Below are 26,720 nucleotides of genomic sequence, written 5' to 3' on the forward strand. Positions count from 1 at the left end.
GCCATGCGCACACCATTGTCAGTAGTGATCGGAGCGGGCGGTACCGGCGGGCACATCTACCCCGGGCTCGCGCTCGCCGAGGCGCTGCGGCGGGCCGTTCCCGACGCGGTGATCTCCTTCGTCGGCACGACCCGGGGCCTGGAGGGCGAGCTCATACCCGGCGCCGGGCACCTCCTGCACACCGTCGACATGACCCCCTTCGACCCCTCGCTCGGCGCCAAGCGGTACCTCCTGCCCGCAGCCCTGCTGAAGTCGGGCGCGCAGTGCCGGGCGATCCTCAAGGTGCAGGGCGCCCAGGTCGCGGTCGGCATGGGCGGCTACCCGAGCGCGCCCGTGATCGTCGGCGCGAGGATGGCCGGGCTGCCGAGCCTCATCCACGAGTCCAACGCCGTGCCGGGCCGCGCCAACCAGTTCGCCGCCCGGCTCACCCCGAACATCGCGGTCGCCTTCGACCGCAGCCGCGCCCATCTGTCGGGCGGCCAGGACGCGGTCACCACCGGCATGCCGATCGCCGCCTCACTGGCCGCGCTCGACCGCCCCACGATGCGCGCCGGGGCCCGGCGCGCGCTCGGCGTGCCGCCCGGGGCGCGCCTCGTCCTCGTCAACGGCGGCAGCCTGGGCGCGGCCCGGCTCACCGCGGCGGCGATCGGCCTCGCCCATCGCTGGCGGGACCGGACCGACGTCCACCTCCTGATCAAGACGGGACCGGCCCGACTGGGCGACACCGAACTCCAGTTGGCGGGCCTGCCCGGTGCGCGGGCGGTCCCCTACCTCGACCGGATGGACCTGGCGTACGCCGCCGCCGACCTGGTGGTGTGCCGGGCCGGGTCCGCGACCGTTGCCGAACTCGCCGCCACCGGCGTGCCCGCCGTCCTCGTGCCCTATCCGCACGCGCCCGGCGACCACCAGACCCACAACGCGCGGGTCCTCTCGGACGCGGGCGCGGGGCTGCTCGTGCCGGACGCCGAGACCACCGCGTTCCGGCTCGCGGGGCTCATCGAGCCGCTGCTCGCCGACCCGGCCCGGCTCGCCGCGATGAGCTGCGCCGCCGACCCCGGCAACCACGCCCGCGCCGCCGACCTGCTGGCGGCCAAGGTCCTCGAACTCGCCTCCTACCCCACCTCGTACACCAGGGAGTACGCAGCATGAGCACTGTGAACACGTGGCACGACCGCACCGTCCTCGTCACCGGCGCCGAGGGCTTCATCGGCTCGACGCTGGTCGACCTGCTCGTCGAACGCGGGGCGAACGTGCGGGCGTTCGTGCACTACAAGCCGTACGCCGAGAAGGGCTTCCTCGCCCACCTCATCGGCCACCCCCAGGTGGAGATGGTCGCCGGGGACGTCCGCGACGCGGGTCGCGTCTCGGACGCGGTCGCAGGCTGCGACACGGTCTTCCACCTCGCGGCCCTCATCGGCATCCCGTACAGCTACGACTCCCCGGGCGCCTACGTGCAGACGAACGTCGTCGGCACCGAGAACATCGCCGAGGCCTGCCGCCGCCACGCGGTCCGCCGCCTCGTCCACACCTCCACCAGCGAGGTGTACGGCACCGCGCTCACCGCGCCGATCAGCGAGCGGCACCCGCTCCAGCCGCAGTCGCCGTACTCCGCGTCCAAGATCGGCGCGGACATGATGGCGCTCTCGCACTGGCACGCCTTCGAACTCCCGGTGACGGTGGTGCGCCCCTTCAACACCTACGGCCCGCGCCAGTCCGCCCGCGCCGTGATCCCCACCATCCTGGCCCAACTGCACGCGGGCGTACGGGAGATCAAGCTCGGCTCCCTGACCCCGACGCGCGACTTCACGTACGTGACCGACACCGCCCGGGGCTTCCTCGCGGTCGCCGAGTGCGACCGTGCGCTCGGCGAGGTCGTGAACCTGGGCACGGGCCGCGAGATCGCGATCGGCGACCTCGCGAAGGCCCTCATCGCCGCGTCGGGCCGCGAGGCCTCCGTGGTGGTCGACCCGGCCCGCCTGCGGCCCTCGGGCAGCGAGGTGGAGCGCCTCCTTTCCGACAACACGCGGGCCCGCACCTGGGCGGGCTGGCAGCCGGAAGTGAGCCTGGAGGAAGGCCTGAAGCAGACCTCGCGCTGGGTCGAGGAAAACCTGTCACTGTTCGCGCCGGGGCGGTATCAGGTGTGAGGATCCCGCCGTCCGAGGACCCCGTCGTCAGGCCGTCGCGGCCAGTCCTGAGCAGATAAGGAGGGTGAAGTCGCGGGCCCACTCCTCGTCCACGGGTTCCGCGCTGACCAGTGCCCGGTGCACCACCGCGCCGGCCACCACGTCGAAGATGAGGTCGGTGTGGCGGGCGGAGACCGTCGGGTCGGGCTCGTAGGGGAGTTCGCCCCGGGCCTGGGCGCGTTCGCGGCCGACCAGAACCAGCCGCTTCTGGCGGTCGACGATGGCCGACCTGATGCGCCCGCGCAGGGCGTCGTCCCGGGTGGATTCGGCCACCACCGCCATGAGCGCGTTCTTCGTCTCGGGGCGCTCCAGGAGCGCCCCGAACTGGAGGACCACGCCCTCCACGTCGGCCACCAGGCTGCCCAGATCCGGGAGTTCGAGTTCGTCGAAGAGGACGGCGACCGCGTCCACGACGAGTTCGTTCTTGCCCGCCCAGCGGCGGTAGAGCGTCGTCTTGGCGACCCCGGCCCGGGTCGCCACGTCCCCCATCGTCAGCTTCGACCAGCCCAGGTCGACCAGCGCCTCCCGGGTCGCCAGCAGGATCGCGGCATCGGCCTCGGCGCTGCGGGGCCGACCCGTACGACCCGCACAGGACGGTCTCGCGGCTCGGGATGAAGAAGGCATGACGGCGACCATACCGGCCGGTAGCAATCGCGCCAGGGGGCGTGCGGTGTGCGCGAGATCACCCTGTGCGCCGGGGCCGCACCAGTTACGCTACGGCTCGTAGCGAAAGCCTTGAGCGGCCTTCCGCGACAACCACATGTCACCGGCACCGGGGTGGGGACCCGGGTGCCACCAGGAAACACCACGGCCGGTCCGTGTTCACCCGATGTCTCGCAATCCGGCGGGAGGCGGCGGGTGGGCCCGGATCCTGCCACCGGATCACCACGCACCGTCGCGGAAGGGGGAGGATGTACGCATGCAGCCTAGGAACATGTCCATGAGCGGCGTCGTCGACCTCGCCGCGGTGAAGGCGGCCGGTGAGGCCAAGAGCAAGGCGGAGCAGGCGCGCGCCGAAGCGGCCCGCCAGGGCGGGGTCCCGGCGGTCGCGCCGTCCGCCCTCGTCATCGATGTCGACGAGGCCTCCTTCGAACGTGATGTCCTGACCCGCTCCGCCGAGGTGCCGGTCGTCATCGACTTCTGGGCCGAGTGGTGCGAGCCCTGCAAGCAGCTCGGCCCCTTGCTCGAACGTCTCGCCGTCGAGTACAACGGCCGTTTCCTCCTGGCCAAGATCGACGTCGACGCCAACCAGATGCTGATGCAGCAGTTCGGGATCCAGGGCATCCCGGCCGTCTTCGCGGTGGTCGCCGGCCAGGCGCTGCCGCTCTTCCAGGGCGCGGCCCCGGAGACGCAGATCCGCGAGACCCTGGACCAGCTGGTGCAGGTCGCCGAGGAGCGCTTCGGCCTGACCGGCATCGCGGTCGACCCGAACGCCGCGGCCCCGGCCGCCCAGGCGCAGGCCCCGGTCGGCCCGTACGACGCACTGCTCGAAGCCGCCGTGGTCGCCCTCGACTCGGGCGATCTGGCCGGCGCGGTCCAGGCGTACCGGAATGTGCTGAGCGACGACCCGGGTCACCCCGAGGCCAAGCTCGGCCTCGCCCAGGCCGAACTGCTCCAGCGGGTGCAGTCGCTCGACCCCCAGCAGGTCCGCAAGGACGCCGCCGAGAAGCCCGCCGACGTGGCGGCGCAGATCGCGGCGGCCGACCTCGATCTGGTCGGCGGTCACGTGGAGGACGCCTTCGGCCGGCTCGTCGAGACGGTGAGGCGCACGTTCGGTGACGACCGCGACGCCGCCCGGGTCCGGCTCCTTGAGCTCTTCGAGGTGATCGGCGGGGACGACCCGCGCGTCACGGCGGCGCGAACGGCGCTGGCGAGGGTGCTCTTCTGACCCACCCCGTGGACGCCTTCGGGCGTTCACCGAGCTGTCACCGAATGAGTGCCGAGCACGGTGCGCGACGGACGATTTGGCGACAGAGAGACAAGAGGCGGCCGCGCTTTGCCAAAACTTGGTAAACGCGGCCGCTGTTACTTGCAGTAAGTTGAGCCGCTTCTTACGTCCGCATTTCAGCGGCGATTTCCCCTTCTGTCCGGTCACTCGGCGGCACCCTGCGTGCCCGCTCGATGCCGGCAGGTCGCGCTTCGGTTATCAGGCCGTTACTGGCTAGTAACGACACCCCTTGTGCCCCGGCCCGGAATGCACCACGATCGGCCACGCTCGGTCCAATAACGCACCAGCCCGACAGCCACTCGGTGCTGCCGCCCATTGGGTCCCCACCGGGCCGGCCGGTGGCAGTGGCATCGGCCGTGGACAGGGGGGTCTCTGCTCTCCGGCAGGGCCTGTCCAGCAGGTTGCGCGAACGCGTGGCCAGTGGTTGTCGCTCGGGGGTGATCGCCGGTGTCGGACGAGGTGCGCGAGTCGTACGCGGTCGACCTCCCGTGCGCTCCCCTTCCCGAGGACGTAGCACTTCTCCCATCCCGTGACAGCCCTTGAGGGTCCGTCCCGGAGATGTACGTCCGAGAAGGAGGAAAGTCATGGAGTCCCAAGTACGTGGCGGGACCAGATGGAAGCGGTTCGCGCTGGTCATGGTGCCGAGCGTGGCCGCCACGGCCGCGATAGGCGTCGGCCTGGCGCAGGGTGCGCTCGCCGCCTCGTTCAGCGTGTCCGGCCAGGAGTTCAAGGTCCGGGCCGACAAGCTCGTCGGTCACAACCTGATCCAGTACGGATCGATCGCGACCGGCAAGGACCTGAAGGGCAAGGACGCCGCGCACCCCGTCGTGGTGTCCGGCTTCAGCGACGCGACGATCAGCAACATGTGCCAGTCGGTCGTCACCCCGGACGTGCCGTTCTTCGGCAGCATCACGCTGCAGCTGAACGCCGGTACGCAGGCTGACAAGCCCGTCGAGGCGACGAACCTCTACCTCGATGTCGCCGAGCTCGACACCGACGCCGAGTTCAAGAACATCGACATCGGTGTGGCCGCCGGTGACCCGTCCAACAAGACGGGCATCCAGCCGAACGCGAAGCCCCAGGTGAACCCCTACGGCTTCGCCCAGCGCGCGGAGGTCGCGACGCTGACGGGTGTCAAGCAGAAGGCGTGGGCGACGACCGCCGGCACCTTCAAGCTCAGCGGTCTGAGTCTGCGGCTCTACCAGGGCAGCAAGGAGTGCTACTAAGCACCCCGCCTGACGGCCGGGGGTGCCTCACGCACTCCCCGGCCGCCGGGACCCACTCCTTTTTCACAGCAACAGCGGTTCCAGGGAGCTGTTTTCCATGAGCGCCGAGACCACGGGTTCCCGCGACTTCCAGTACTGGCGGCTTCGTTTCCGGGCCTGGCGGGGCAGTCGACCGTTCTGGGCGGGCCTGTTCACGATGGCCGGCGGCGTGCCCATCGCGTACTTCCCGTACGCCAACATGCACCTCGGCAACATCACGCTGGCCATGTCCACGACCGCCGGGGCCGGGTCGCTGATCATCGGCGTCCTGCTGGTCACGCTCGGTCTGACGATGTGGTTCCACAGCGTGGTGCGGACGTTCGCGGGTGTCGCGGCCATCCTGCTCGCGCTGATCTCCCTGCCCGTGGCCAACATCGGCGGCTTCGTCGTCGGCTTCCTGCTGTCCATGCTCGGCGGCGCGCTCGCCGTGGCCTGGGTGCCCAGCAAGGCGAAGCGCGGGGGCGCGCCGGCCGCCGGTCCGACGACCGGGGACCCCGTGGGCCCGGTGGGCGACCAGACCGTGCCCGGCCCGCGTGAAGGGCTGCCCGGAACCGCCGCAACCGACACGACAGTTGACGCCAACGGCGGGAGGAACAGTGCGGGGTGACGAGACGCAGCTGGACTCGACCGGAGGCGGCGACCCGCGGGAAAGAAGAGGGCCGCGCCACGCGGCCCCGAGGAAGTCACTGCTGACCAAGTGGCACATGCCCGCGGGCAAGGCGATGGCTCTCGCCGCGATGCCCACGGCCGTCCTGGTCGGCATGAGCCTCACGCCGAAGCTCGCGATGGCCGACGAGAAGACGGACATCCCGTTCGCTCCCGGCCCCTGCGTGACCCGCTCGGACAGCCCATCGGGTTCGCCGAGCCCGTCCAGCAGCGCGTCGGGCAAGGCGTCGCCGAGCCCGTCGGCGTCGTCGAAGGCGGACGACAAGACGGCGCCGAAGACGAAGACGCCCACACCGACGGCCACGGGGTCGGCCGGGGACACCGTCGACAAGCTCCTGAAGCCGGCCCAGCCCGCGGCCAAGCCGTCCGCGGCCGACACCCCGGCGCAGCAGCCCGCGAGCCCGCCGCCCGCCAAGACGACCAACCCGCTGGACCCGCTGGGTCTGGGTGACGCGCTCAAGGGCCTGTTCGGCATCCACGACACGCCGAGCCCGACGCCCACCGCCACCGCGTCGACGCCCCCCGCGCCGAAGCCCACCGCGAGCACGGCCGCGCCCAAGCCGTCGACGAAGCCCTCCAAGCCCGCCGCCACCGAGGGCAAGCCGCTCGACAGCACGACGGACGCGATCAAGAAGGCCGCCGACGAGGCGGGCCAGAAGGTCGCCGAACTCCCGGACGCGGCAAAGGGGTTGGACCCGAAGAAGGACACCGCCATCCCCGACGGTGCCAAGCCCGCCTTCCCGTGCCCGACCGCCGACCCGAAGGCGCTCGCCGCGGCCAAGCAGGACAGCGGTATACCGACGCTGCCCAGCCAGCCCTGGATCCTCAAGAGTTCGATGCTGACCCTGAGCGGTCTGAACTACGAGGGCATCGTCGAGGTCAAGGCGGGCGACACGACGAAGAAGGTCCTCAAGTTCACGGCCTCGTCCGTGGACATCAAGGATCTGGACCAGCAGGTGTACGGGCCGTCCGTGGGCGGCACGCCCACCACCGCGCACGTCGTGGCGCGCTCCGGCTCCACCTCGACGATCCGCAACGGCACGGTGACGATGTACACGGAGGAGCTGAAGGGCAACCTCTTCGGCCTCATCCCGATCACCTTCAGCCCGGCCACCCCGCCCCCGCTGAACGTGCCGTTCGCCTTCTTCACCAACGTGACCGTCCGCCAGGCGGGCCAGTTCGGCGGCACCCTGACCGTCCCCGGCCTCCACAACTACGTCACGAACGGCAACCCGACGACGTAACCCCACATACCCATCCGGGAGCCGCAGTTCAGCCGTGGCCCGCATCCCCTCGGGGAGTGCGGGCCACGGTTGTGTCACCTCTTGTGGGGTGAGTCCCTCGTGCTCAGCCCACCGCGTCGCTCCGGGGCTTCGTCTTCCGGCGGCGGCTCAGCACCAGGAAGCCCGCGCCGCCCACGACGACCACCGCGGCGCCGATGCCCGCCCAGCCGAGCGTGCCCATGCCGGAGTCGGACGAATCCGCCGCCGTCCCGGGCTCGACCCCGCTGCGGCCCGGGTCGGCGGCCGGCGAGGCCGGGTCGAGGGTGCCGACCGGCTTGGTCCTGCCGACCGCCGAGAAGCCCCAGTCCAGGAGCTGGCGCATCTCGGTGTACACCTTGTCGTGCTTGTTCTCCTGCGGGTTCATCACCGTCACCACGAGGGTGTGGCCGTCGCGCTGGGCGGCCTCGGCCAGGGTGTTGCCCGCGTTGCTGGTGTAACCGTTCTTGCCGCCGATCAGACCGGGGTACTTGGCCACCCCGTCGATCCCGGAGAGCATGCGGTTGGTGTTGGAGATCCCGAACGGCTTGCCCTTGGTGTTGGGGCCGCCGGGGAAGTCGGCGGAGGCCGTGCCGCAGTAGTCCTTGAAGTCCTTGTTCTTCAGGCCCGACCGCAGGAACAGCGCCAGGTCGTACGCGGACGACACCTGGCCCGGCGCGTCGTAGCCGTCCGGGCTCAGCACATGGGTGTCCTTGGCGCCGAGGCCCTCGGCCTTCTTCTGCATGTCGGCCACGGTCTTCTCGACGCCGCCGTTCATCACCGAGAGCACATGCACCGCGTCGTTGCCCGAGCGAAGGAACACGCCGCGCCACAGGTCCGGTGCCCCGTACGTCTGGCCGGGCACGATGCCCACCGCGCTGCTGCCGTCGCCCATGCCCTTGAGGTCCTCGTCGCTGACCTTGCGGCTCGCGTCGTGCGGCACCGCGGGCAGCACGGTGTCCGCGAAGAGCATCTTCAGGGTGCTGGCCGGGGGCAGCGGCCAGTGCGCGTTCTTCGCCCCGAGCACCTGGCCCGTGTCGGCGTCCGCCACCACCCAGGACAGGGCCGAGAGGCCGGGGGGCAACGCCGGTGCGCCCGCGCCCACTTGATCACCTGGCTGGCCCAACTGGGCCCCGCCCGCCTGCGACATGTTCGCCGGCGGCTGCCTCTTCGCCTCGCCACCGGGCGCTCCGGGCGTCGCCGACCTGGGCGGCTTCGCGGGGTGCCCGCTCGCCGCCGCGGGACCGACGGCGGCGCCCGCGGTGACCGCGGTGGCGGTGAGTGCCACGAGTGCGTGCCGGACCTGCGGCGATATGGGAAGACGCATGCACGTGAACGTACCTCAGGAGGTGTTACGGAATTGACTCCTCCGCCCGTGGAATTTGCCACGCCTTGTTCATGGAACGGACAAGAGCGTCATCCCGTCCGGTCCCGGGCCCCCGCGGACCGGCCCCGGGCACGCCGGAGGGCGGCTCCCGTACGCGACGGGAAGCCGCCCTCCACAGGTGTGCGGCCGACGGCTACTCCTGCTCGCCGCCGCCGAGGTGGTGCACCCGGACCATGTTGGTGGTGCCGGGGATGCCGGGGGGCGAACCGGCGGTGATGACCATGAGGTCGCCCTCGTTGTAGCGGTTGAGCTTGAGCAGCTCGGCGTCGACCAGGTCGACCATCGCGTCGGTTGAGTCCACGTGCGGAACGACGTGGGTCTCCACGCCCCAGCTCAGCGCGAGCTGGTTGCGGGTGCCCGGGTCCGTGGTGAACGCGAGGATCGGCTGGCAGGTGCGGTAGCGGGACAGGCGGCGCGCCGTGTCACCGGACTTGGTGAACGCCACCAGCGCCTTGCCGTTGAGGAAGTCCGCGATCTCGCAGGCGGCGCGGGCGACCGAACCGCCCTGCGTACGCGGCTTCTTGCCCGGAACCAGCGGCTGGAGTCCCTTGGAGAGGAGCTCCTCCTCGGCCGCCTCGACGATCTTCGACATCGTCTTGACCGTCTCGATCGGGTACGCGCCCACCGAGGACTCGGCGGACAGCATGACCGCGTCCGCGCCGTCCAGGATCGCGTTGGCGACGTCGGACGCCTCGGCGCGCGTCGGCCGCGAGTTGGTGATCATCGACTCCATCATCTGGGTCGCGACGATCACCGGCTTGGCGTTGCGGCGGCAGAGCTCCACGAGGCGCTTCTGCACCATCGGGACCTTCTCCAGGGGGTACTCCACCGCGAGGTCGCCACGGGCCACCATCACGCCGTCGAAGGCGGCGACGACGCCCTCCATGTTGGCGACGGCCTGCGGCTTCTCGACCTTGGCGATGACCGGCACGCGGCGGCCGACCTCGTCCATGACCTTGTGGACGTCCTTGACGTCGTCGGCGTCGCGGACGAAGGAGAGCGCGACCAGGTCGCAGCCCATCCGCAGGGCGAAGCGCAGGTCCTCGATGTCCTTCTCGGACAGCGCCGGGACGTTGACCGCCGCGCCGGGCAGGTTGATGCCCTTGTGGTCGGAGATGACACCGCCCTCGATGACGATGGTCTTCACCCGGGGGCCGTCGACGGAGATGACCTTGAGCTCGACGTTGCCGTCGTTGATCAGGATCGGGTCGCCCTTGGCGACGTCGCCCGGGAGGCCCTTGTAGGTGGTGCCGCAGATCGACTTGTCGCCGGGGACGTCCTCCGCGGTGATGGTGAACTCGTCACCGCGCACCAGCTCGACCGGCCCCTCGGCGAACTTCGCGAGGCGGATCTTCGGGCCCTGGAGGTCGGCGAGCACGCCCACCGCGCGGCCCGTCTCCTCGGCGGCCTTGCGGACCCGGTCGTAACGGGCCTGGTGCTCGGCCTGGGAGCCGTGGCTGAAGTTGAAGCGGGCCACGCTCATGCCGGCCTCGATCAGAGCGACGAGCTGCTCGTGAGAGTCGACGGCGGGGCCCAGTGTGCAGACGATTTTGGAACGGCGCATAAGGCGGATCCTATCGGTTTGTTTCGCTACGGAATATTCCGTCTGGTGGAATGTACAAATGGGCGGGATGACGCTCAGGTGTCGACCAGGCAAACCGGAAATCCGGTCAGGAATTCAGCTCCGGCGCCACCAGCGCATACGTCTGCTGGGCAATTTCCAGCTCCTCGTCCGTCGGCACCACGGCCACCGCGACCCGGGCGTACTCCGGGGAGATCAACCGCGCGCTGTCGGACCGTACGGCGTTGAGCTCGCCGTCCACCGCCAGGCCCAGCTCCTCAAGACCGGCGATCGCGGCCTCGCGGACCGGGGCGGCGTTCTCGCCCACGCCCGCCGTGAACGCGACCGCGTCGACCTTGCCGAGCACGGCGTAATAGGCGCCTATGTACTTCTTCAGCCGGTGAATGTAGATGTCGAAGGCGAGTTGTGCCTTCTCGTCGCCCTCGTCGCAGCGGCGGCGGATCTCGCGCATGTCATTGTCGCCGCACAGGCCCACCAGACCGCTCTTCTTGTTGAGCAGCACGTCGATGTCGTCCGCCGACATTCCGGCGACCCGCTTGAGGTGGAAGGTGACCGCCGGGTCGATGTCCCCGGAGCGGGTGCCCATGACCAGGCCTTCGAGCGGGGTGAGCCCCATCGAGGTGTCGACGCACCGTCCGGCCCGGACCGCGGACGCCGAGGCGCCGTTGCCCAGGTGCAGCACGATCACATTGACGTCCTCGGGCGCCTTGCCGAGCAGCCGCGCCGTCTCGCGCGACACGTACGCGTGCGAGGTGCCGTGGAAGCCGTAGCGGCGGATGCGGTGCGCGTCGGCCGTCTCCACGTCGATCGCGTACCGGGCCGCGGACTCCGGCATCGTGGTGTGGAAGGCCGTGTCGAAGACGGCGACCTGCGGCAGGTCGGGGCGCAGCGCCTGGGCGGTGCGGATGCCGGTGATGTTCGCCGGGTTGTGCAGCGGGGCGACCGGCACCAGGCGCTCGATCTCCGCGAGCACCTCCTCGGTGATCACGGTCGGCGCGCTGAACTTGAGGCCGCCGTGCACCACCCGGTGGCCGATGGCCGCCAACTCCGGTGAGTCCAGGCCGAGGCCGTCGGCCCTGAGCTCCTCGGCGACCGCCTTGAGCGCGGCCCCGTGGTCCGCGATCGGGCCGTTCTGCTCGCGCGCCGCGCCGCCGGTGGCCAGCGGGGTGTGCTTGAGCCGCGAGGTCTGCTCGCCGATCCGCTCGACCAGGCCCACGGCCAGGCGCGAGGCGTCCCGCATGTCGAGGAGCTGGTACTTCACCGACGAGGACCCGGAGTTGAGGACGAGGACGCGGGTGCCCTGGCTGGCGGTGGTCATGCGGAGGCCTCCTGCTCCTGCGCCTGGGCCTGGATGGCCGTGATGGCGACGGTGTTGACGATGTCCTGCACGAGGGCGCCGCGCGACAGGTCGTTGACCGGCTTGCGCAGACCCTGGAGCACCGGGCCCACGGCCACGGCTCCGGCCGAGCGCTGCACGGCCTTGTAGGTGTTGTTGCCGGTGTTGAGGTCCGGGAAGATCAGCACGGTGGCCTGCCCGGCCACCTTCGAATCCGGCAGCTTGGTCGCGGCGACCGACGGCTCCACGGCGGCGTCGTACTGGATCGGGCCCTCGATCTTCAGGTCGGGGCGCGCCTCGCGCACCAGCTTGGTGGCCTCGCGCACCTTGTCGACGTCCGCGCCCGAGCCCGAGGTGCCGGTCGAGTACGACAGCATCGCGATCCGCGGGTCCACGCCGAACCGGTGGGCGGTGGCGGCCGCCTGCACCGCGATGTCCGCGAGCTGCTCGGCGTCCGGGTCCGGGTTGACCGCGCAGTCGCCGTACACCAGGACCTTGTCGGCCAGGCACATGAAGAAGACCGAGGAGACGATCGAGGCCTCCGGCTTGGTCTTGATGATCTCGAAGGCGGGGCGGATGGTGGCGGCGGTGGAGTGCACCGAGCCGGACACCATGCCGTCGGCCAGGCCCTCCTGGACCATCAGCGTGCCGAAGTAGTTCACGTCCGCCACCACGTCGTACGCCAGCTCCACGGTGACGCCCTTGTGGGCGCGCAGCTGGGCGTAGCGCTCGGCGAAGCGCTGGCGCAGCTCGGAGGTGGCCGGGTCGATGATCTGGCACTTGACGACGTCGATGCCGAGATCGGCGGCCTTCTTGCGGATCGCCTCCACGTCGCCGAGCAGCGTCAGCTCGCACACGTCGCGGCGCAGCAGCACGTCGGCCGCGCGCAGCACCCGGTCCTCGGTGCCCTCGGGCAGCACGACGCGGCGGCGGTCGGAGCGGGCCTGCTCCAGGAGCTCGTGCTCGAACATCATCGGGGTGACCCGGCCGCTGCGGGCCACGGAGAGGCGGCGCAGCAGGTCGGCGGTGTCCACATGGCGCTCGAAGAGGCCGAGGGCGGTCTCCGCCTTGCGGGGAGTGGCCGCGTTCAACTTCCCTTCCAGGGCGAAGAGTTCCTGCGCGGTGGGGAAGGAGCCGTGGCTGACCGCGACCACCGGGGTGCCGGGGGCGAGGCGGTCGGCGAGGGTGAGGATCGCCTCGCCGGGCCGCTCGTCGAGGGTGAGCAGGACGCCCGCGATGGGCGGGGTGCCGGCGCTGTGCGCGGCCAGCGAGCCCACCACCAGATCGGCGCGGTCCCCAGGCGTCACGACCAGGCAGCCCGGGGTCAGGGCGTTCAGGAAGTTCGGCAGCATGGCGCCGCCGAAGACGAAGTCGAGGGCGTCGCGCGCGAGCCCGGCGTCGTCGCCGAGCAGCACCGTGCCGTCGAGGGCCGCGGCGATCTGGGCGACGGTGGGCGCGGAGAGCGCGGGCTCGTCCGGCAGCACGTAGCAGGGCACCGGCAGCCGGGCCGCGAGCCGCTCCTCGATGTCGTGCCGGTCGGCCGGGGCGACCCGGTTGACCACCATGGCGAGCACGTCGCAGCCGAGCCCGTCGTAGGCCCGGTGGGCGTTGCGCGCCTCGGCCCGTACGGACTCGGCGGTCTGGCCCTTGCCGCCGACCACCGGTATCACCGAGGCGCCGAACTCGTTCGCCAGCCGGGCGTTGAGCGCCAGCTCGTCGGGGAGCTGGGTGTCGGCGAAGTCGGTGCCGAGCACCAGCACGACCTCGTAGTCGCGGGCCACCTGGTGGAATCTGTCGACGAGCCGGGAGACGAGTTCGTCGGTACCCTGCTCCGCCTGGAGCGCGGACGCCTCGTGGTAGTCCATCCCGTACACCGTGGCCGCGTCCTGGGCCAGTCGGTAGCGGGCGCGGAGCAGGTCGAACAGCCGGTCCGGTCCGTCGTGCACCAGGGGGCGGAAGACGCCCACCCGGTCCACCTGACGGGTCAGGAGCTCCATGACTCCCAGCTCGATGACCTGGCGGCCGTCTCCCCGGTCGATCCCGGTCACGTACACGCTGCGCGTCACGCGTGCTCTCCTGTTCTGCGTCGCAGGAAATTGTCCATATAGGGCGGTCTTGCCCCCTTGACAATACCTCTGCGGATGGATAGGACGCCCGCCGGACGAAAGGCCCGGCGGCAGGGTCGGAAGACCCTTCGCCCATCATGGTCGGAGTAGCACGATGGGCGGGTGCCCCAGGGTGCGTGGGACAATCTGAATTGCTCACGTTACGGGGGATACGGGCGTGACCTCCCAGGACCGGCGAAGCAGGAGACAGAGCACGATGCGCATCGGAGTACTCACGGCAGGCGGCGACTGTCCCGGCCTGAACGCAGTGATCCGGTCGGTCGTGCACCGAGCCGTGGTCGGCCACGGTGACGAAGTCATCGGGTTCGAGGACGGGTTCAAGGGCCTGCTCGACGGCCACTTCCGTCCGCTCGACCTCAACGCGGTGAGCGGCATCCTGGCCCGCGGCGGCACCATCCTCGGCTCCGCCCGCCTGGAGCGCGACCGGCTGCGCGAAGCCTCCGAGAACTGCGCCGAGTTGGCGAGGCGCTACGGCCTCGACGCGCTGATCCCCATCGGCGGCGAAGGCACGCTTACCGCGGCCCGCATGCTGTCCGACGCGGGCATGCCCGTGGTCGGCGTGCCCAAGACGATCGACAACGACATCTCCGCCACCGACCGCACCTTCGGCTTCGACACCGCCGTGGGGGTGGCGACCGAGGCCATCGACCGCCTGAAGACCACCGCCGAATCCCACCAGCGCGTCATGGTCGTCGAGGTCATGGGGCGGCACGCGGGCTGGATCGCCCTGGAGTCCGGGATGGCCGGCGGCGCCCACGGCATCTGCCTGCCCGAGCGGCCCTTCCAGGTCGACGACCTGGTCAAGATGGTCGAGGAGCGCTTCTCGCGCGGGAAGAAGTTCGCGGTCGTCTGCGTCGCCGAGGGCGCGCACCCCGCCGAGGGCTCGATGCCGTACGAGAAGGGCGCCATCGACCAGTACGGCCACGAGCGCTTCGCCGGCATCGGCAACCGGCTCGCCGTCGAGCTGGAGCGGCGCCTGGGCAAGGAGGCCCGCCCGGTCATCCTCGGCCACGTCCAGCGCGGCGGCGTGCCGACCGCGTACGACCGCGTGCTCGCGACCCGCTTCGGCTGGCACGCCGTGGAGGCCGTGCACCGGGGCGACTTCGGCAACATGACGGCGCTGCGCGGCACGGACATCGTGATGGCCCCGCTCGCGCACGCGGTGACCACGCTCAAGACGGTGCCGGACAACCGGATGTACGAGGCCGAGTCGGTCTTCTGAGCCCGCTCGGGCGGGGGACCTGGGTCCTCAATCCCGGAGGCCCAAGGTCCCCGCGCCCCTATAGGGGACCTGGCGCCCAGCGGATCGGGTCAGCCGTGGGCCAGTTCCCAGAACCGGTCCACGATGCGGTCGAGGAAGTCGCGCCCCGCGTCCCCCGTGTTGTTGTCCGCCCCCCAGTTCAGCGTGGCGACCATGTGCGACTGGTACTCCGTGTGCAACTGGTCGAGCACCCCCTCCACATGCTGCTTGGACAGCGGAAGCAGCTTCGCCGTCGGCTTCACGTACGCCTGCCAGCGCGTGGTCACCGCGCCGCGCAGCAGCTCCGCGAGGTCCTCGTTCTGGCCGGTGGCCGTCACGTAGTCGCGCAGCGGCAGCTGGAGCAGGTCGGCGAGCGCCGCCGACTGGCGCTCGTTGCCGCGCCAGCGCCCCGCGTCCTCCATGGCCCGGTACGCCCGGGTGTCGAGCCCGACCCGGCGAGCCATGTCCTCGACGCTCAGACCGCGTGCGAGACGGTGCTCGCGCAGGGTGGAGGCGGCCGCCATGAGGTCGCCGGGGGAACACCACAGGACGCCCGCGAGCGCGGTCAGCTCCCGTGCCTCGGGTGCGGCGAGCCCCCGCTCCCACGCCATCACGGTGTCCGGCGACACCAGCAGGCCGTACTGGGCGCGCATGCCGTAGGCGACGTGGCCGGGGGCCATGCCCAGGGCCTCTCGCAGTCGGCGGGCCGCGAGGGCGTTGAAGGGTGGGGTGGGGTGCACGCGCACACCGTAGGACGGTAAGTGACATCTGCCTACGGTGTGTTCCACCAAAGAAGGTGAATTGGAGGAAAGTACGGTTTTGCGAGCGTCCGGGTTACCTAAGGGTTGGGTAAGCGTGTGCTCGCCGACGCTAACCCTTCACCGCGCCGGACAGGGCGAAACCTCCTCCGAGCCGCCGGGCGATCAGGACGTACAGCAGGAGCACCGGCGTCGAGTACAGGATCGAGAACGCGGCGAGCTGGCCGTAGACCACCGACCCGTAGTTCCCGAAGAACGTGAAGATCGAGACCGAGGCCGGGAGCCGGTCGGGGGAGAGCAGCAGCATGAAGGGGACGAAGAAGTTCCCCCACAGCATGATGAAGGTGTAGATCGTCACGACGGTCACCCCGGGGCCCATCAGCGGCAGCACCACCCGCACCAGGGCCTGTCGCGTGGAGGCCCCGTCCGTCCACGCGGCCTCCTCCAGGCCGACCGGCACCCCGTCCATGAAGTTCTTCATCAGCCAGATGGCGAACGGGAGTTGGGAGGCGGCCAGGAACAGCGAGGTGCCGTACATCGTGTCGATGAGGTCGACCCGCACGAAGAGCGCGTACACCGGCACCATGACCGCCGTGATGGGCAGGCACGTCGTGAACAGGATCGTCAGCAGGTACGGGCGGGCCAGGCGGGAGCGGTAGCGGGACAGCGGGTATGCCGCGAGGACCGCGCAGACCACCGTGACCAGCGTCGAACTCCCGCACAGCAGCAGGCTGTTGAGCATCGGGGTGAAGGTGATGTCGGGGGTCAGCACCGCCGAGAAGTTCTCCGCGGTGGCCGAGGCGGGCAGCCGTACCCGCAGATCGGCCCCGGTGTCGAGGGAGGCGAGCAGTAGCCACAGGAGCGGCACCGCGAAGGCCGCCGCCACCGCGAGCAGCGCCGCGTCGGCCACGAGCCGCTGCCGGGTGCGGCGGCGCACCCGGCGGGGCGCGGCGGCCCTCACACCTCCACCTTCAGGAGCCGCAGATAGACGATCGAGAACAGGGAGCCCACCAGGAGCAGCAGCAGGGCGACCGCCGTGCCGTAGCCGATCAGGCTCTTCAGGAACGCCTGGTCGTACATGAACACGGGCAGCGTCTGGCTCCGGTCGCCCGGGCCGCCCCGGGTCATCGCCCAGATCAGCCCGAAGACGGACAGCGTCTGGAGGGTGTTGAGCATGAGGTTGGTGCCGATCGAGCGGCGGATCATCGGCAGCGTGATGTGCCAGAACCGGCGCGCCCCGCCCGCCCCGTCGACCTCCGCGGCCTCCTCGATGTCCCGGGGGATCTCGGCGAGCGCGGCCGAGTAGATCAGCAGGGAGAACGCGGTGCCGCGCCACACGTTCGCGAACGACACCGCGAGGATGGGCAGCGTGAACAGCCAGTTCTGGGTGGGCAGATGGAGCCAGCCGAGGATCGCGTTCAGGGTGCCCTCGCGGCGGAAGAAGGCGTACAGCAGGAAGGCGGCCACGATCTCCGGCAGCACCCAGGCCGTGATCACCAGGGCGCCCGTCACCGTCCGCACCGGGCGCGAGGCCCGCCGCATCAGCGCGGCGAGCGCCAGGCCCAGGGTGTTCTGGCCGACCAGCGAGGACAGCACGGTGAAGACGAGGGTGAGCCAGACCGCGTTGCGGAAGGCCGGGTCGGCGAAGGCCCGCCGGAAGTTCGCGAACCCGACGAAGTCGACCGACGAGGAGCCGGTCAGCTGCATGTCGGTGAACGCGATGTACACGCAGTAGCCGATGGGCCCGGCCAGGAAGAGCAGCAGGAGCAGGGTGGCGGGCGCGATCGGCAGCCAGCGCGCCACCCGGGTGCGCCGCCTGCCCGTCGGCGCCGCGAACGCGCTCAACTCGCGCCCTGGGCGATCGACTTGAGCTGGTCGTCGTACGCCTTGGCGGCCGAGGCCGCCGAGCCGCCCGTCGTCACCGACTCCATCGCCTCGCCGATCGCGGTCGACACCTGGGGATAGACCGGCAGGGCGGGGCGGTAGTGGGTGAACGGGACCAGGCCCGTGAAGAAGGTGATGCCCGGCATGGAGTGCAGATAGGTCGGATCGGCGGCCACGTCCTTGCGGACCGCGATCTGGGCGTCGGCCACGTCCCACTTCACCGCGTTCTCCTTCGTCTGCAGCGCCTCGACGAAGGCGAAGGCGAGATCCGGGTTGCCCGCCTTGGCCGGGATGGCCCAGGTCCAGCCGCCCGACATGGAGACCTTGCCGGGCGCCTGCCCGTCCTTGGTCGGCATCGGGGCCTGGCCGAGCACGGTCGACCAGGCCGGCCACTCCTTGGGGCCCTTGTTGATCCAGTTCTGGCCGAGCCAGGAGCCGTCCAGGGCGATCGCCAGCTTGCCGTTCGGCATCCAGTCCGTGGCCAGGTGGGTGCCCACGTTGGGGTCCAGGGCGTCGGAGGGGTCCGGGCCGAGCTTCTCGGCGTACACCGTCCGTACGAAGTCGAGGGCGTCCTTGAAGCCCTGCGAGCCGGACACCCACTTCTTCGCGGCGGGGTCGTACAGCGGGTTCTCGCCGGTGCCGTAGAGCAGCATCTCGAAGCCCTGCATGGCCGCCGCCTCGCCGGCCGCCTTGCCCGTGTAGACGTTGAGCGGGATGACGCCCGGGACCTTCCGCTTCACGGCGCGCGCGGCGTCCAGGAGCTCCGCCCAGTTCCTCGGCTGCCAGTTCGCGGGCAGGCCCGCCTTCGCGAAGACCTCCTTGTTGAACCACAGGCCCCGGGTGTCCGTGCCGTCCGGCACCCCGTACGTCCGGCCGTCCTCGGCCCGCGCCGCCGCCTTCGCCGTGTCGACGAACTGGCCCCACTGGTCCCACCTGGCCAGGTGGTCGTCGAGCGGGCGCAGATAGCCCGCCCCGATGTCGGAGTTGATGCGGAACGTGTCCTCGTACACCAGGTCCGGCGCGGTCTTCGGGGAGCGCATCATCTGCTGGACCTTGGCCGCGTAGTCGTTGTCGGCGGCCTGGATCGGCACCAGCTTCACCTTCTTGCCGGGGTGCTCCCGCTCGAACTGCTTCTTCACGTCCTCCAGGAACGCGTCCTTGAAGCGGATCTTGTTGTCGGTGGAGCGGTTGTAGGCGATCCGCACGGTGTTCGCGTCGCCGCCGGAGCCCCCGCCGCAACCGGCGAGCGTTCCTGCGGCGAGGGCGGCGGCGAGGATCAGGGGGAGCCGGTGTCCCCGCCTCGCCGGTCGGGTTCGGGACACGGAGTCTGCTGCGGGGGCGGTGGGGCGCACGGGCACGACCTCCTCGGGCCGGGCGTGCGGCCATGGCCACGGCCGCACTTGGCTGCCCGGTGAACGTAAGGGCGCCCGTTGGCAAGGTCAACCCCGCGTCGGCCCCCGCCTGACAACCTTGTCAACCGCCGGGGCGGCGCGGGGAGTTGAGCCACCGGTACTGCAGCTCGGGGCGGCCGATCTGGCCGTACTGCGGGGTGCGCTCGGCACGCCCGGTGGTGACCAGGTGCTCCAGATAGCGGCGTGCGGTGATCCGCGAGATGCCGACCGCCAGGCCGGCCTCGGCCGCCGTCACCCCCTCCGGCGCCTCGCGCAGCGTCCGTGTGACCGCTTGCAGGGTGGGGGCGCTCAGCCCCTTGGGGAGAGCGGAGGGCTGCGGGGCGCGCAGCGCGGCGAGCGCCCGGTCGACCTCCTCCTGCCCGCTCGCCTCCCCGTCCGTCGCCCGGAACTCGGCGTACCGCACGAGCCGGTCGCGCAGCGTGGGGAAGGTGAAGGGCTTCAGTACGTACTGCACGACGCCGAGCGAGACGCCCTCGCGCACCATCGTCAGATCCCGCGCCGAGGTCACCGCCACGACGTCGGCGCTGTGCCCGGCCGCCCGCAGCGAGCGGACGAGCTGGAGGCCGTGCCCGTCCGGCAGGTACAGATCGAGAAGGAGCAGGTCCACCTCGGTCCGCTCCAGGGCGCGCAGGGCCTCGGCGCGCGAGTGCGCCACCGCGACGGCGGTGAAGCCGGGCACCCGTCCGACATAGAGCCGGTGCGCCTCGGCGGCGACCGGGTCGTCCTCCACGACCAGCACCCTGATCATGCGCGTACTCCCTGCTGTAGGGGCAGCCGCACCGTGAACTCGGCGCCTCCGTAAGGACCCCGGTCCAGTGCGATGGTGCCGCCGTGCCGGGCGGTGGTGAGCCGCACCAGGGCCAGGCCGAGGCCGCGCCCCGGGCTCTTGGTCGACCAGCCCCGCTCGAACACGGCCTCGGCGGCGGCCGGGTCGATGCCGGGCCCGCTGTCCGCGACCCGCACCACGAGCTGCCCGTCCTCGGTGGTGAGCGTAACGGTGACCTCGGCGGCCGCGCTGCCCTGCGCCGCGTCCACAGCGTTGTCCAGCAGGTTGCCGAGGACGGTCACCAGATCGCGGGCGGGCAGCGTGGCCGGGAGCAGGCCGTCGCCGATCGCGCTGCCCTCGGTGAGGACCAGCTCCACGCCGTGTTCGTTGGCCTGCGCCGCCTTGCCGAGCAGCAGTGCGGCGAGCACCGGCTCGCCGACGGCCGTGACCACCTGGTCGGTGAGCGCCTGGGCCAGCTCCAGCTCGGCCGTCGCGAACTCGACGGCGTCCTCCACGCGCCCCAGCTCGATGAGCGAGACGACCGTGTGCAGCCGGTTCGCGGCCTCGTGCGCCTGCGCCCGCAGGGCCTGGGTGAAACCGCGCTCGGAGTCCAACTCGCCCGACAGCGCCTGGAGTTCGGTGTGGTCGCGCAGGGTCACCACGGTGCCGTGGCGTCCGCCGGAGGAGACCGGCCGCGTGTTCAGGACCACGATCCGGTCGGCCGTCATGTGGACCTCGTCCACCCGGGGCTCGCTGTCGCGCAGCGCCGCGGCGAGCGAGGGGGGCAGGCCGAGCCCGGCCACCGGGCGGCCCACCGCGTCCTCGCCGAGGCCGAGCAGCGCGCGCCCGGCGTCGTTGATCAGCGCGATCCGCCGCTCCCCGTCGAGCATCAGGAGCCCCTCGCGCACGGCATGCAGGGTGGCCTGGTGGTAGTCGTGCATGCGGCTCAGCTCGGTGGCGTTCATGCCGTGGGTGTGGCGGCGAAGGCGCGCGTTGATCACGTAGGTGCCGAGCCCGCCGAGGGCGAGCGCACCGCCCGCCGTCCCGGCCAGCGCCACCACCTGCTCGCGCACCTGCTCGCTGATCCTGTCGACGGTGATGCCCGCGCTCACGAGCGCGATGATCCGGCCATGATCATTCGGGTCGCGCACGGGGGCCACGACCCGCACGGAGGGCCCGAGCACGCCCATGTGCGTCTCGGCGAACGTCTTCCCGCGCAGCGCCGGGGCCGTGTCGCCGAGGTACTTCCGCCCGATCTCGCCCGGCACCGGATGCGTCCAGCGGGTGCCGTCCGGCGCCATGACGACGACGAAGTCGACGCCGGTCGTGGTGCGCAGCGTCTCGGTGTACGGCTGGAGCGCGGCCGTGGGGTCCGGGGTGCGGGCGGCGGCCACCACCGCGGGCGACGCGGCCACCGACGTGGCGGTCGCGATGGCCTGGCGCCGCGCGGTCTCCTCGGCCTGGTGCCGGTCGGTGACGTACGCGAAGAGCGCGCACCCGGCCACGACCGCGGCCACCAGCACCACCTGCATGGCGAAGAGCTGGCCGGCGAGGGAGCGGGGCCCGGGGAGACGCATCCGGTAAGTGTGCTGGCTGGATCTGCATGAACGAAATGCACGTAAGGGTGACCGGCGTCACAGTCTGCTGGATAGTCGCGGGGATCGCTGCATCGGTCATCGGGACATGGCCGAACCGCAGCCGCAGCCGCTATCTAGGAGGAACCCCCGTGGCAGAGCCAGCCGCCCGCCGGGAACGCACTCATTACCTCTACCTGGCCGTGATCGGCGCGGTGGTGCTCGGCATCATCGTGGGCTTCGCGGCGCCGGGGGTCGCCGTCGAGCTGAAGCCGATCGGCACCGGGTTCGTGAACCTGATCAAGATGATGATCTCGCCCATCATCTTCTGCACGATCGTGCTGGGCGTCGGCTCCGTGCGCAAGGCGGCCAAGGTCGGCGCCGTGGGCGGCCTCGCGCTCGGCTACTTCCTGCTCATGTCGACGGTGGCGCTCGGCATCGGCCTGCTGGTCGGCAACGTCCTGGAGCCCGGCTCCGGCCTCCACCTGACCGAGGCGGCGCGGCACGCGGGCGCCAAGCAGGCGGCGGGCGCCGGCGAGTCGACGGCCGACTTCCTGCTCGGGATCATCCCGAAGACCATGGTGTCCGCCTTCACCGAGGGCCAGGTGCTCCAGACCCTCCTGATCGCCCTGCTCGCGGGCTTCGCCCTCCAGGCGCTCGGCTCGGCGGGGCAGCCGGTGCTGCGCGGCGTCGAGCACATCCAGCGGCTCGTCTTCCGGATGCTGGCGATGGTGATGTGGGTGGCTCCGATCGGCGCGTTCGGCGCGATCGCGGGCGTGGTCGGCGAGACCGGGGTGGACGCCCTGAAGGCCCTCGCCGTCATCATGATCGGCTTCTACGTCACCTGCGCCCTCTTCGTGTTCCTCGTCCTCGGCGCGATCCTGCGGCTGGTGACCGGCGTGAACATCTTCAGCCTCCTGAAGTACCTGGCCAGGGAGTTCCTGCTGATCCTGTCCACGTCCTCCTCCGAGTCGGCGCTGCCGCGGCTCATCGCCAAGATGGAGCACCTGGGCGTGAGCCGCTCGGTGGCCGGCATCACGGTGCCGACGGGGTACTCGTTCAACCTGGACGGCACCGCGATCTACCTGACGATGTCCTCGCTCTTCATCGCCAACGCGATGGGCAAGCCGCTGGGCGCGGGCGAGCAGATCTCGCTGCTCCTCTTCATGATCATCGCCTCGAAGGGCGCGGCGGGCGTCACCGGTGCGGGCCTGGCCACCCTCGCGGGCGGGCTCCAGTCGCACCGCCCCGAGCTGGTGGACGGCGTCGGCCTGATCGTGGGCATCGACCGCTTCATGAGCGAGGCGCGGGCGCTGACCAACTTCGCGGGCAACGCGGTGGCCTGCGTGCTCGTCGGCACCTGGACGAAGGAGATCGACAAGGCCCGGGTCGCCGAGGTCCTGGCGGGCCGCCTCCCCTTCGACGAGCGGATGCTGACGGCCGTGGAGACCGACGTCCATGACCGGCGCGAGGAGGAGAAGTCGCCGTCCCCCGTCGCTACTTGAGGATGTTGACCGCCCGCGCGACGACCAGCACCACGGTCAGCAGCGACACCGCGGACTGGAGCATCATCAGCATCTTCGCCCACCGGTTCAGCGGCATGACGTCCGTCGGGCTGAACGCGGTGGCGTTGGTGAACGACAGGTACAGGTAGTCCGGGAAGGCCGGCTCCCAGTGGGGCGGGGCCAGCTCGGGGCTCTGCATCTGCGGGAAGAGGAAGTCGGGGTAGGCCCGCGTCGCCCGCATCCGGGCGAGGGGCCCGCCCCGGTCCCACTCCCAGTACCAGAGCGCGAAGACGATCACGTTGGTCAGCCAGATGCCGCCGCCCGTCACCAGCAGGGCCGCGGCATCGGCGCCTTCCTCGCCCCGGACCAGCCCGATCACGAGCCGCACCGCCGACCAGCCGTTGGCGGCGCTGATGCAGGCGATCAGCACGAGCCCGGCCGGCCGGTAGAGCCGGGAGGCCCGCTCGATGCGTACCGGGTTGGCGGCGATCAGCGCGACCACGAGCGCGATCTCCAAAGCGGGCAGCAGCCACTCGGGGTGGATCGAGAGCCGCTCGGGCAGCAGCCACTGCAGGGCGACCGCGGTGAGGACGGCCCCCGTGGAGGCCCACCGCGACTCCCCCCGGGTGACCCGCAGCCAGGCGGGCAGCGGCCGGTGCGCGGGGTCGCGCTCGTGCTCGGACTCGTCATGCGGTACGTGCGTCACGGAGGCCATGCTGCCGCCCCTGCCCGGGCGGGGGCGAGCCCGGGGGGCCGGTCGCGTGCCGCGCGTCAGCCGCCCAGGTTCCTCACCGCCTGGTAGTACGTCCATGCCGTCGCATCGCACGAGGTCTTCTTCACGCCGCCGTACGCGGAGCAGACGCGCTTGAGGTCCTCGTACAGGGCGCTGTCCACGCGGGCCTTGTTGGCGGGGAACTGGCCCGCCGCCTTGTAGTTGCGGTAGCCGAAGTCGTGGCGGGCGCACGACAGCTTGAACGGGAAGCCGAAGGGGTTGTCGGGGGATTTTGAGCAGTAGTCCGTCGACCAGTCGAAGCCGGACGCGGACCAGCGGGACGGGTCGGTGCGGGCGGCCTGGAAGGCGTTCGAGCTGCTCGCGCCGGTCTGGGTGAACGAGGCCAGCACCTGCGCCTTGTCGGCCGGGGCGGCCTGGGCCGGGGCGGTGGCGAGGGCGGCGAACGCGAGGGCCGCGGTCGCGGACATGCTCAGGGCGGTACGACGGCGCATCCTGCAACTCCGTGGGGGAGGGGGACGATTGACGTCCCGTCACTCTCGTCCCACGGGATAAACGCGTTCTATCGGCTTGCTAGAGGAACCCTTCAACCCCCCTCGCGCCGGGCGGGCGTTGGGGCGGATCCGCGGGCGCGGTCAGCGGAGCAGGGCCGCCGCCACCACCTCGGCCGTGCGGTCCGCCGGGACCCCCGCCGAGAGCAGGAGGGTGGTCGCCGCCGAGGGGCCCGCGGCCGACGCGGACAGGGCTCCCTCGTTGACGGCCTCCATCAGGCCGAACAGGGCCTGCTCGTGCACGTAGGCGAGCGCCGCGGGCGGCAGGGGGGAGGTGAACACCCCCGTGCGCAGGCCGAGTTGGAGCAGGTCCACGCACTCCTTGCGGACCGGGGCGAGGCGCTGCTTGATGCCCGCCATGGTGACGCTGCGCTGGGCCAGGGCGACCAGGAGGCGGTAGCGGTCGGCGATCTCCCACACCGCGAGGGTGGCCCGGGCCAGGGCCTCGGCCGGGTCGGTGACACCCTCGCGCCCCTCGCGGTGCGCGTCGGCGACCGTCTCCGCCGCCTCGTCCACCAGTGCCGCGATCAGCGCGTCCCGGCTCGGGAAATGCCCGTACACCGTGCGCCTGACGACGCCCGCGGCGCGGGCGATCTGGTCCATCGACGCGTCCGGGTCGCGGACCAGCTCGGCGAAGGCCACCTCCATGATGCGGCGGCGGTTCGCGTCGGCGCGGCCCCCCGAGGGGGCGGCAGGGGTAGCAGTCACAGCCCCATTTTGCACAGCGCCGTGCAGCGGCGTAAATTGCACAGCAGTGTGTATTTGCACAGCGATGTGCAAGTAGATCTTTCCCCGACGACCAGGGGCCGGAGGCAGCAGACCTCCGGGCGAGGAAGCCGCAGCAAGGCACAGAAAGGGTGAGACGTCGTGGGTCTCGTCATCAACCAGCCCGTCGACACGATGGAGAGGCCCTACCGCAGGCGCTGGTGGGCTCTGCTCGTGCTCTGCCTCAGTCTGCTGATCATCGTGATGGCGAACACCGCCCTCACCGTGGCCGCTCCCGACATGACCAAGGACCTCGGGCTCAGCAGCTCCGACCTCCAGTGGGTCATCGACGGCTACACCGTCCCGTACGCCGCGCTGATGCTGCTGCTCGGCGCGATCGGCGACAAGTACAGCCGCCGCGGCGCGCTCGTGCTCGGCCTGCTGGTCTTCGCGGGCGCGTCCGTGGTGGGCTCGCTCGTCGACAGCTCGACGGGGGTCATAGCCTCGCGCGCCGTCATGGGCGTCGGCGCCGCGCTGATCATGCCCGCGACCCTGTCGCTGCTCGCCTCGACGTTCCCGCGCGCCGAGCGCGCCAAGGCGATCCTGCTGTGGACCGCCACCGCGGGCATCGCCATCGCCGCGGGCCCGCTGGTCGCCGGGGCGCTCCTGGAGAACCACGGCTGGGCCTCGACGTTCCTCATCAACGTGCCGATCGCGCTGCTCGCGGTCGTCGGAGCGTTCGTCCTCGTACCGCCGTCCAAGGCCGCCCACCACGACCGGATCGACTACGTCGGCGGGCTGCTCTCCGTGGTCTCGGTGGGCGCGCTGGTCTACATGATCATCCAGGGCCCGCACTTCGGCTGGGACGCCAAGGCGATCTCCGCCGCCGTCGTGGCCGGGCTCGGCCTCGTGGTCTTCGTGCTGTGGGAGCTGCGCCACCCGCGGCCCGTCCTGGACGTACGCCGCTTCGCGCACCGCATGTTCTCCGGTTCGCTGCTCGCCGTCGCGCTGTTCTTCCTCGCCGTCTTCGGCGCCTTCTACTACCTCACCCAGCACCTCCAGTTCGTGCTCGGCTACACCCCGCTGGAGACCGGCGTCCGCATGCTGCCGCTGGCCGGCGCGGTCTTCGTGGGCTCCGCGCTCACCGGGTTCCTGACCCCGCGGCTCGGCATGAAGGTCACGGTCACGGCCGGCATGGTCGCCGGGACCGTCGCGCTCGCCCTGCTCACCCGGGTCGACTCCGGCTCCGGCTACGGCGACTTCCTCGCCCCGCTGATCATCCTCGGCGTGGCCATCGGACTCGCCCTCTCGCCCTGCACCGACGCCATCATGGGCGCCTTCCCGGAGGCCGAGCTGGGCGTCGGCGGCGCCGTCAACGACACCTCCCTCGAACTCGGCGGCTCGCTCGGCATCGCCATCCTCGGCTCGGTGCTCGCGAACTCGTACTCCTCGCACCTCGCGGACGCGACCGCGGGCTCCAAGCTGCCCGCCTCGGCGCTCGCCACCGCACAGGACTCGGTCGGCGCCGGATACGCCGTCGCCCAGGGCATCGGCGAGCAGGCCAAGCAGCTCGGCGCGCAGGCGCTGCACGCGGGCTCCCCCCAGCAGGCGGCCCAGCTCAAGGCCCAGGCCGAGCAGCTCGGCGCGGGCGCCTCGCAGATGAGCCACGCGGTCGGCTCCGCCTTCTCCGACGCGGTCGCCCACACCAGCCTCATCGGCGCGGTGATCCTCGGTGTGGGCACCGTCCTGGTCGCCGTCCTCCTGCCGCGCCGCGGCAAGGGCGAGGCGGGGCAGGAGCCGGCTGGCAAGGAGTCGGAGCGCGCGTCCCTCCCGGTCTGACCGC

23 protein-coding genes are annotated in these 26,720 nt (G+C 71.3%); 9 read left to right on the top strand and 14 right to left on the bottom strand.

Going from position 1 to position 26,720, the window contains the following annotated elements:
• Window positions 1-3: 3 nt before the first annotated feature.
• On the top strand, window positions 4-1,149 hold the full coding sequence (locus tag DT019_RS19895; protein WP_114038218.1) for a UDP-N-acetylglucosamine--N-acetylmuramyl-(pentapeptide) pyrophosphoryl-undecaprenol N-acetylglucosamine transferase: 1,146 nt from the start codon (window positions 4-6) through the stop codon (window positions 1,147-1,149).
• The gene (locus DT019_RS19900) at window positions 1,146-2,144 is read left to right on the top strand and encodes an SDR family NAD(P)-dependent oxidoreductase (RefSeq protein WP_114038219.1); all 999 of its coding nucleotides are present in this window, start codon (window positions 1,146-1,148) and stop codon (window positions 2,142-2,144) included. Before DT019_RS19895 ends, DT019_RS19900 begins: the two co-directional genes overlap by 4 nt.
• Window positions 2,145-2,171: 27 nt before the next feature.
• On the opposite strand, the gene DT019_RS19905 is transcribed toward DT019_RS19900, so the two are convergent.
• Window positions 2,172-2,807, bottom strand: a complete 636-nt coding sequence (locus DT019_RS19905; protein ID WP_114038361.1) for a TetR/AcrR family transcriptional regulator — start codon at window positions 2,805-2,807, stop codon at window positions 2,172-2,174.
• 295 nt (window positions 2,808-3,102) lie between these two features.
• Here DT019_RS19905 and DT019_RS19910 point away from each other — a divergent pair, with 295 nt between their 5' ends.
• From DT019_RS19910 to DT019_RS19925, 4 genes are all read left to right on the top strand, one after another.
• Complete coding sequence (locus tag DT019_RS19910) at window positions 3,103-4,071, top strand: tetratricopeptide repeat protein (RefSeq protein ID WP_114038220.1); 969 nt, start codon at window positions 3,103-3,105, stop codon at window positions 4,069-4,071.
• A gap of 644 nt (window positions 4,072-4,715) precedes the next feature.
• Window positions 4,716-5,357, top strand: a complete 642-nt coding sequence (locus DT019_RS19915) for a DUF6230 family protein (protein WP_114038221.1) — start codon at window positions 4,716-4,718, stop codon at window positions 5,355-5,357.
• Window positions 5,358-5,454: 97 nt separating this feature from the next.
• Complete coding sequence (locus DT019_RS19920) at window positions 5,455-6,003, top strand: DUF6114 domain-containing protein (RefSeq protein ID WP_114038222.1); 549 nt, start codon at window positions 5,455-5,457, stop codon at window positions 6,001-6,003.
• Window positions 5,993-7,306 carry a hypothetical protein gene (locus DT019_RS19925; protein WP_114038223.1) on the top strand — a complete coding sequence of 438 codons (1,314 nt, stop codon included), beginning with the start codon at window positions 5,993-5,995 and terminating at the stop codon, window positions 7,304-7,306. Before DT019_RS19920 ends, DT019_RS19925 begins: the two co-directional genes overlap by 11 nt.
• A gap of 103 nt (window positions 7,307-7,409) precedes the next feature.
• Here the strand turns inward: DT019_RS19925 and DT019_RS19930 are convergent, their stop codons facing one another.
• From DT019_RS19930 to pta, 4 genes are all read right to left on the bottom strand, one after another.
• The gene (locus tag DT019_RS19930; protein WP_114038224.1) at window positions 7,410-8,648 is read right to left on the bottom strand and encodes a D-alanyl-D-alanine carboxypeptidase family protein; all 1,239 of its coding nucleotides are present in this window, start codon (window positions 8,646-8,648) and stop codon (window positions 7,410-7,412) included.
• Between the two features lie 193 nt (window positions 8,649-8,841).
• Window positions 8,842-10,272, bottom strand: a complete 1,431-nt coding sequence (gene pyk / locus DT019_RS19935; RefSeq protein WP_114038225.1) for a pyruvate kinase — start codon at window positions 10,270-10,272, stop codon at window positions 8,842-8,844.
• Between the two features lie 106 nt (window positions 10,273-10,378).
• Window positions 10,379-11,608 (bottom strand): acetate kinase, encoded by a 1,230-nt coding sequence (locus DT019_RS19940; protein ID WP_114038226.1) that lies wholly within the window; start codon window positions 11,606-11,608, stop codon window positions 10,379-10,381.
• A complete protein-coding gene (gene pta, locus DT019_RS19945) occupies window positions 11,605-13,692 on the bottom strand; it encodes a phosphate acetyltransferase (RefSeq protein WP_114038227.1) in 2,088 nt (695 codons plus the stop codon). The genes DT019_RS19940 and pta overlap by 4 nt, the downstream gene beginning before the upstream one ends.
• 256 nt (window positions 13,693-13,948) lie before the next feature.
• Between pta and DT019_RS19950 the strand changes: the two genes are divergently transcribed.
• Complete coding sequence (locus DT019_RS19950) at window positions 13,949-14,974, top strand: ATP-dependent 6-phosphofructokinase (protein ID WP_114038228.1); 1,026 nt, start codon at window positions 13,949-13,951, stop codon at window positions 14,972-14,974.
• Window positions 14,975-15,063: 89 nt separating this feature from the next.
• Here DT019_RS19950 and DT019_RS19955 read toward each other — a convergent pair whose 3' ends face one another.
• The 6 genes from DT019_RS19955 to DT019_RS19980 all read right to left on the bottom strand — a co-directional run bounded on the left by DT019_RS19955 (window position 15,064) and on the right by DT019_RS19980 (window position 21,389).
• Window positions 15,064-15,732, bottom strand: coding sequence for a helix-turn-helix domain-containing protein (locus DT019_RS19955; RefSeq protein WP_388979933.1), 669 nt, complete (start codon window positions 15,730-15,732; stop codon window positions 15,064-15,066).
• 130 nt (window positions 15,733-15,862) lie between these two features.
• The gene (locus DT019_RS19960) at window positions 15,863-16,711 is read right to left on the bottom strand and encodes a carbohydrate ABC transporter permease (protein WP_114038230.1); all 849 of its coding nucleotides are present in this window, start codon (window positions 16,709-16,711) and stop codon (window positions 15,863-15,865) included.
• Entirely contained in the window at window positions 16,708-17,595 is an 888-nt protein-coding gene (locus DT019_RS19965) for a carbohydrate ABC transporter permease (RefSeq protein WP_189389744.1), read from the bottom strand. The genes DT019_RS19960 and DT019_RS19965 overlap by 4 nt, the downstream gene beginning before the upstream one ends.
• Window positions 17,592-18,956, bottom strand: coding sequence for an extracellular solute-binding protein (locus DT019_RS19970; protein WP_223279665.1), 1,365 nt, complete (start codon window positions 18,954-18,956; stop codon window positions 17,592-17,594). The genes DT019_RS19965 and DT019_RS19970 overlap by 4 nt, the downstream gene beginning before the upstream one ends.
• A gap of 151 nt (window positions 18,957-19,107) precedes the next feature.
• Complete coding sequence (locus DT019_RS19975; protein ID WP_114038233.1) at window positions 19,108-19,794, bottom strand: response regulator; 687 nt, start codon at window positions 19,792-19,794, stop codon at window positions 19,108-19,110.
• Window positions 19,791-21,389, bottom strand: a complete 1,599-nt coding sequence (locus DT019_RS19980) for an ATP-binding protein (protein ID WP_114038234.1) — start codon at window positions 21,387-21,389, stop codon at window positions 19,791-19,793. The genes DT019_RS19975 and DT019_RS19980 overlap by 4 nt, the downstream gene beginning before the upstream one ends.
• A gap of 149 nt (window positions 21,390-21,538) precedes the next feature.
• Here DT019_RS19980 and DT019_RS19985 point away from each other — a divergent pair, with 149 nt between their 5' ends.
• Complete coding sequence (locus DT019_RS19985) at window positions 21,539-22,891, top strand: cation:dicarboxylate symporter family transporter (protein WP_114038235.1); 1,353 nt, start codon at window positions 21,539-21,541, stop codon at window positions 22,889-22,891.
• Here DT019_RS19985 and DT019_RS19990 read toward each other — a convergent pair.
• From DT019_RS19990 to DT019_RS20000, 3 genes are all read right to left on the bottom strand, one after another.
• Window positions 22,884-23,597, bottom strand: coding sequence for a hypothetical protein (locus tag DT019_RS19990; RefSeq protein ID WP_223279666.1), 714 nt, complete (start codon window positions 23,595-23,597; stop codon window positions 22,884-22,886). The two genes, DT019_RS19985 and DT019_RS19990, sit on opposite strands and share 8 nt — an antisense overlap.
• A 65-nt stretch (window positions 23,598-23,662) precedes the next feature.
• Entirely contained in the window at window positions 23,663-24,115 is a 453-nt protein-coding gene (locus tag DT019_RS19995) for a phospholipase (RefSeq protein WP_114038237.1), read from the bottom strand.
• A gap of 141 nt (window positions 24,116-24,256) precedes the next feature.
• Window positions 24,257-24,820, bottom strand: coding sequence for a TetR/AcrR family transcriptional regulator (locus tag DT019_RS20000; RefSeq protein ID WP_114038238.1), 564 nt, complete (start codon window positions 24,818-24,820; stop codon window positions 24,257-24,259).
• Between the two features lie 252 nt (window positions 24,821-25,072).
• Between DT019_RS20000 and DT019_RS20005 the strand changes: the two genes are divergently transcribed.
• Window positions 25,073-26,716 carry an MFS transporter gene (locus DT019_RS20005; protein WP_388980058.1) on the top strand — a complete coding sequence of 548 codons (1,644 nt, stop codon included), beginning with the start codon at window positions 25,073-25,075 and terminating at the stop codon, window positions 26,714-26,716.
• Window positions 26,717-26,720: the final 4 nt, after the last annotated feature.

It is taken from the genome of Streptomyces sp. SDr-06 (assembly GCF_003324565.1).
GTDB lineage: Bacteria > Actinomycetota > Actinomycetes > Streptomycetales > Streptomycetaceae > Streptomyces.

What these genes read in the sequence shown, in the direction of transcription:
- pyk (WP_114038225.1), bottom strand. Translation starts at nt 10,272, where the DNA reads ATGCGCCGTTCCAAAATCGTCTGCACACTGGGCCCCGCCGTCGACTCT.
- DT019_RS19915 (WP_114038221.1), top strand. Translation starts at nt 4,716, where the DNA reads ATGGAGTCCCAAGTACGTGGCGGGACCAGATGGAAGCGGTTCGCGCTG.
- DT019_RS20000 (WP_114038238.1), bottom strand. Translation starts at nt 24,820, where the DNA reads ATGGAGGTGGCCTTCGCCGAGCTGGTCCGCGACCCGGACGCGTCGATG.
- DT019_RS19930 (WP_114038224.1), bottom strand. Translation starts at nt 8,648, where the DNA reads ATGCGTCTTCCCATATCGCCGCAGGTCCGGCACGCACTCGTGGCACTC.
- DT019_RS19950 (WP_114038228.1), top strand. Translation starts at nt 13,949, where the DNA reads ATGCGCATCGGAGTACTCACGGCAGGCGGCGACTGTCCCGGCCTGAAC.
- DT019_RS19975 (WP_114038233.1), bottom strand. Translation starts at nt 19,794, where the DNA reads ATGATCAGGGTGCTGGTCGTGGAGGACGACCCGGTCGCCGCCGAGGCG.
- DT019_RS20005 (WP_388980058.1), top strand. Translation starts at nt 25,073, where the DNA reads ATGGAGAGGCCCTACCGCAGGCGCTGGTGGGCTCTGCTCGTGCTCTGC.
- DT019_RS19895 (WP_114038218.1), top strand. Translation starts at nt 4, where the DNA reads ATGCGCACACCATTGTCAGTAGTGATCGGAGCGGGCGGTACCGGCGGG.
- DT019_RS19995 (WP_114038237.1), bottom strand. Translation starts at nt 24,115, where the DNA reads ATGCGCCGTCGTACCGCCCTGAGCATGTCCGCGACCGCGGCCCTCGCG.
- DT019_RS19905 (WP_114038361.1), bottom strand. Translation starts at nt 2,807, where the DNA reads ATGCCTTCTTCATCCCGAGCCGCGAGACCGTCCTGTGCGGGTCGTACG.
- DT019_RS19900 (WP_114038219.1), top strand. Translation starts at nt 1,146, where the DNA reads ATGAGCACTGTGAACACGTGGCACGACCGCACCGTCCTCGTCACCGGC.
- DT019_RS19910 (WP_114038220.1), top strand. Translation starts at nt 3,103, where the DNA reads ATGCAGCCTAGGAACATGTCCATGAGCGGCGTCGTCGACCTCGCCGCG.
- DT019_RS19940 (WP_114038226.1), bottom strand. Translation starts at nt 11,608, where the DNA reads ATGACCACCGCCAGCCAGGGCACCCGCGTCCTCGTCCTCAACTCCGGG.
- DT019_RS19980 (WP_114038234.1), bottom strand. Translation starts at nt 21,389, where the DNA reads ATGCGTCTCCCCGGGCCCCGCTCCCTCGCCGGCCAGCTCTTCGCCATG.
- DT019_RS19920 (WP_114038222.1), top strand. Translation starts at nt 5,455, where the DNA reads ATGAGCGCCGAGACCACGGGTTCCCGCGACTTCCAGTACTGGCGGCTT.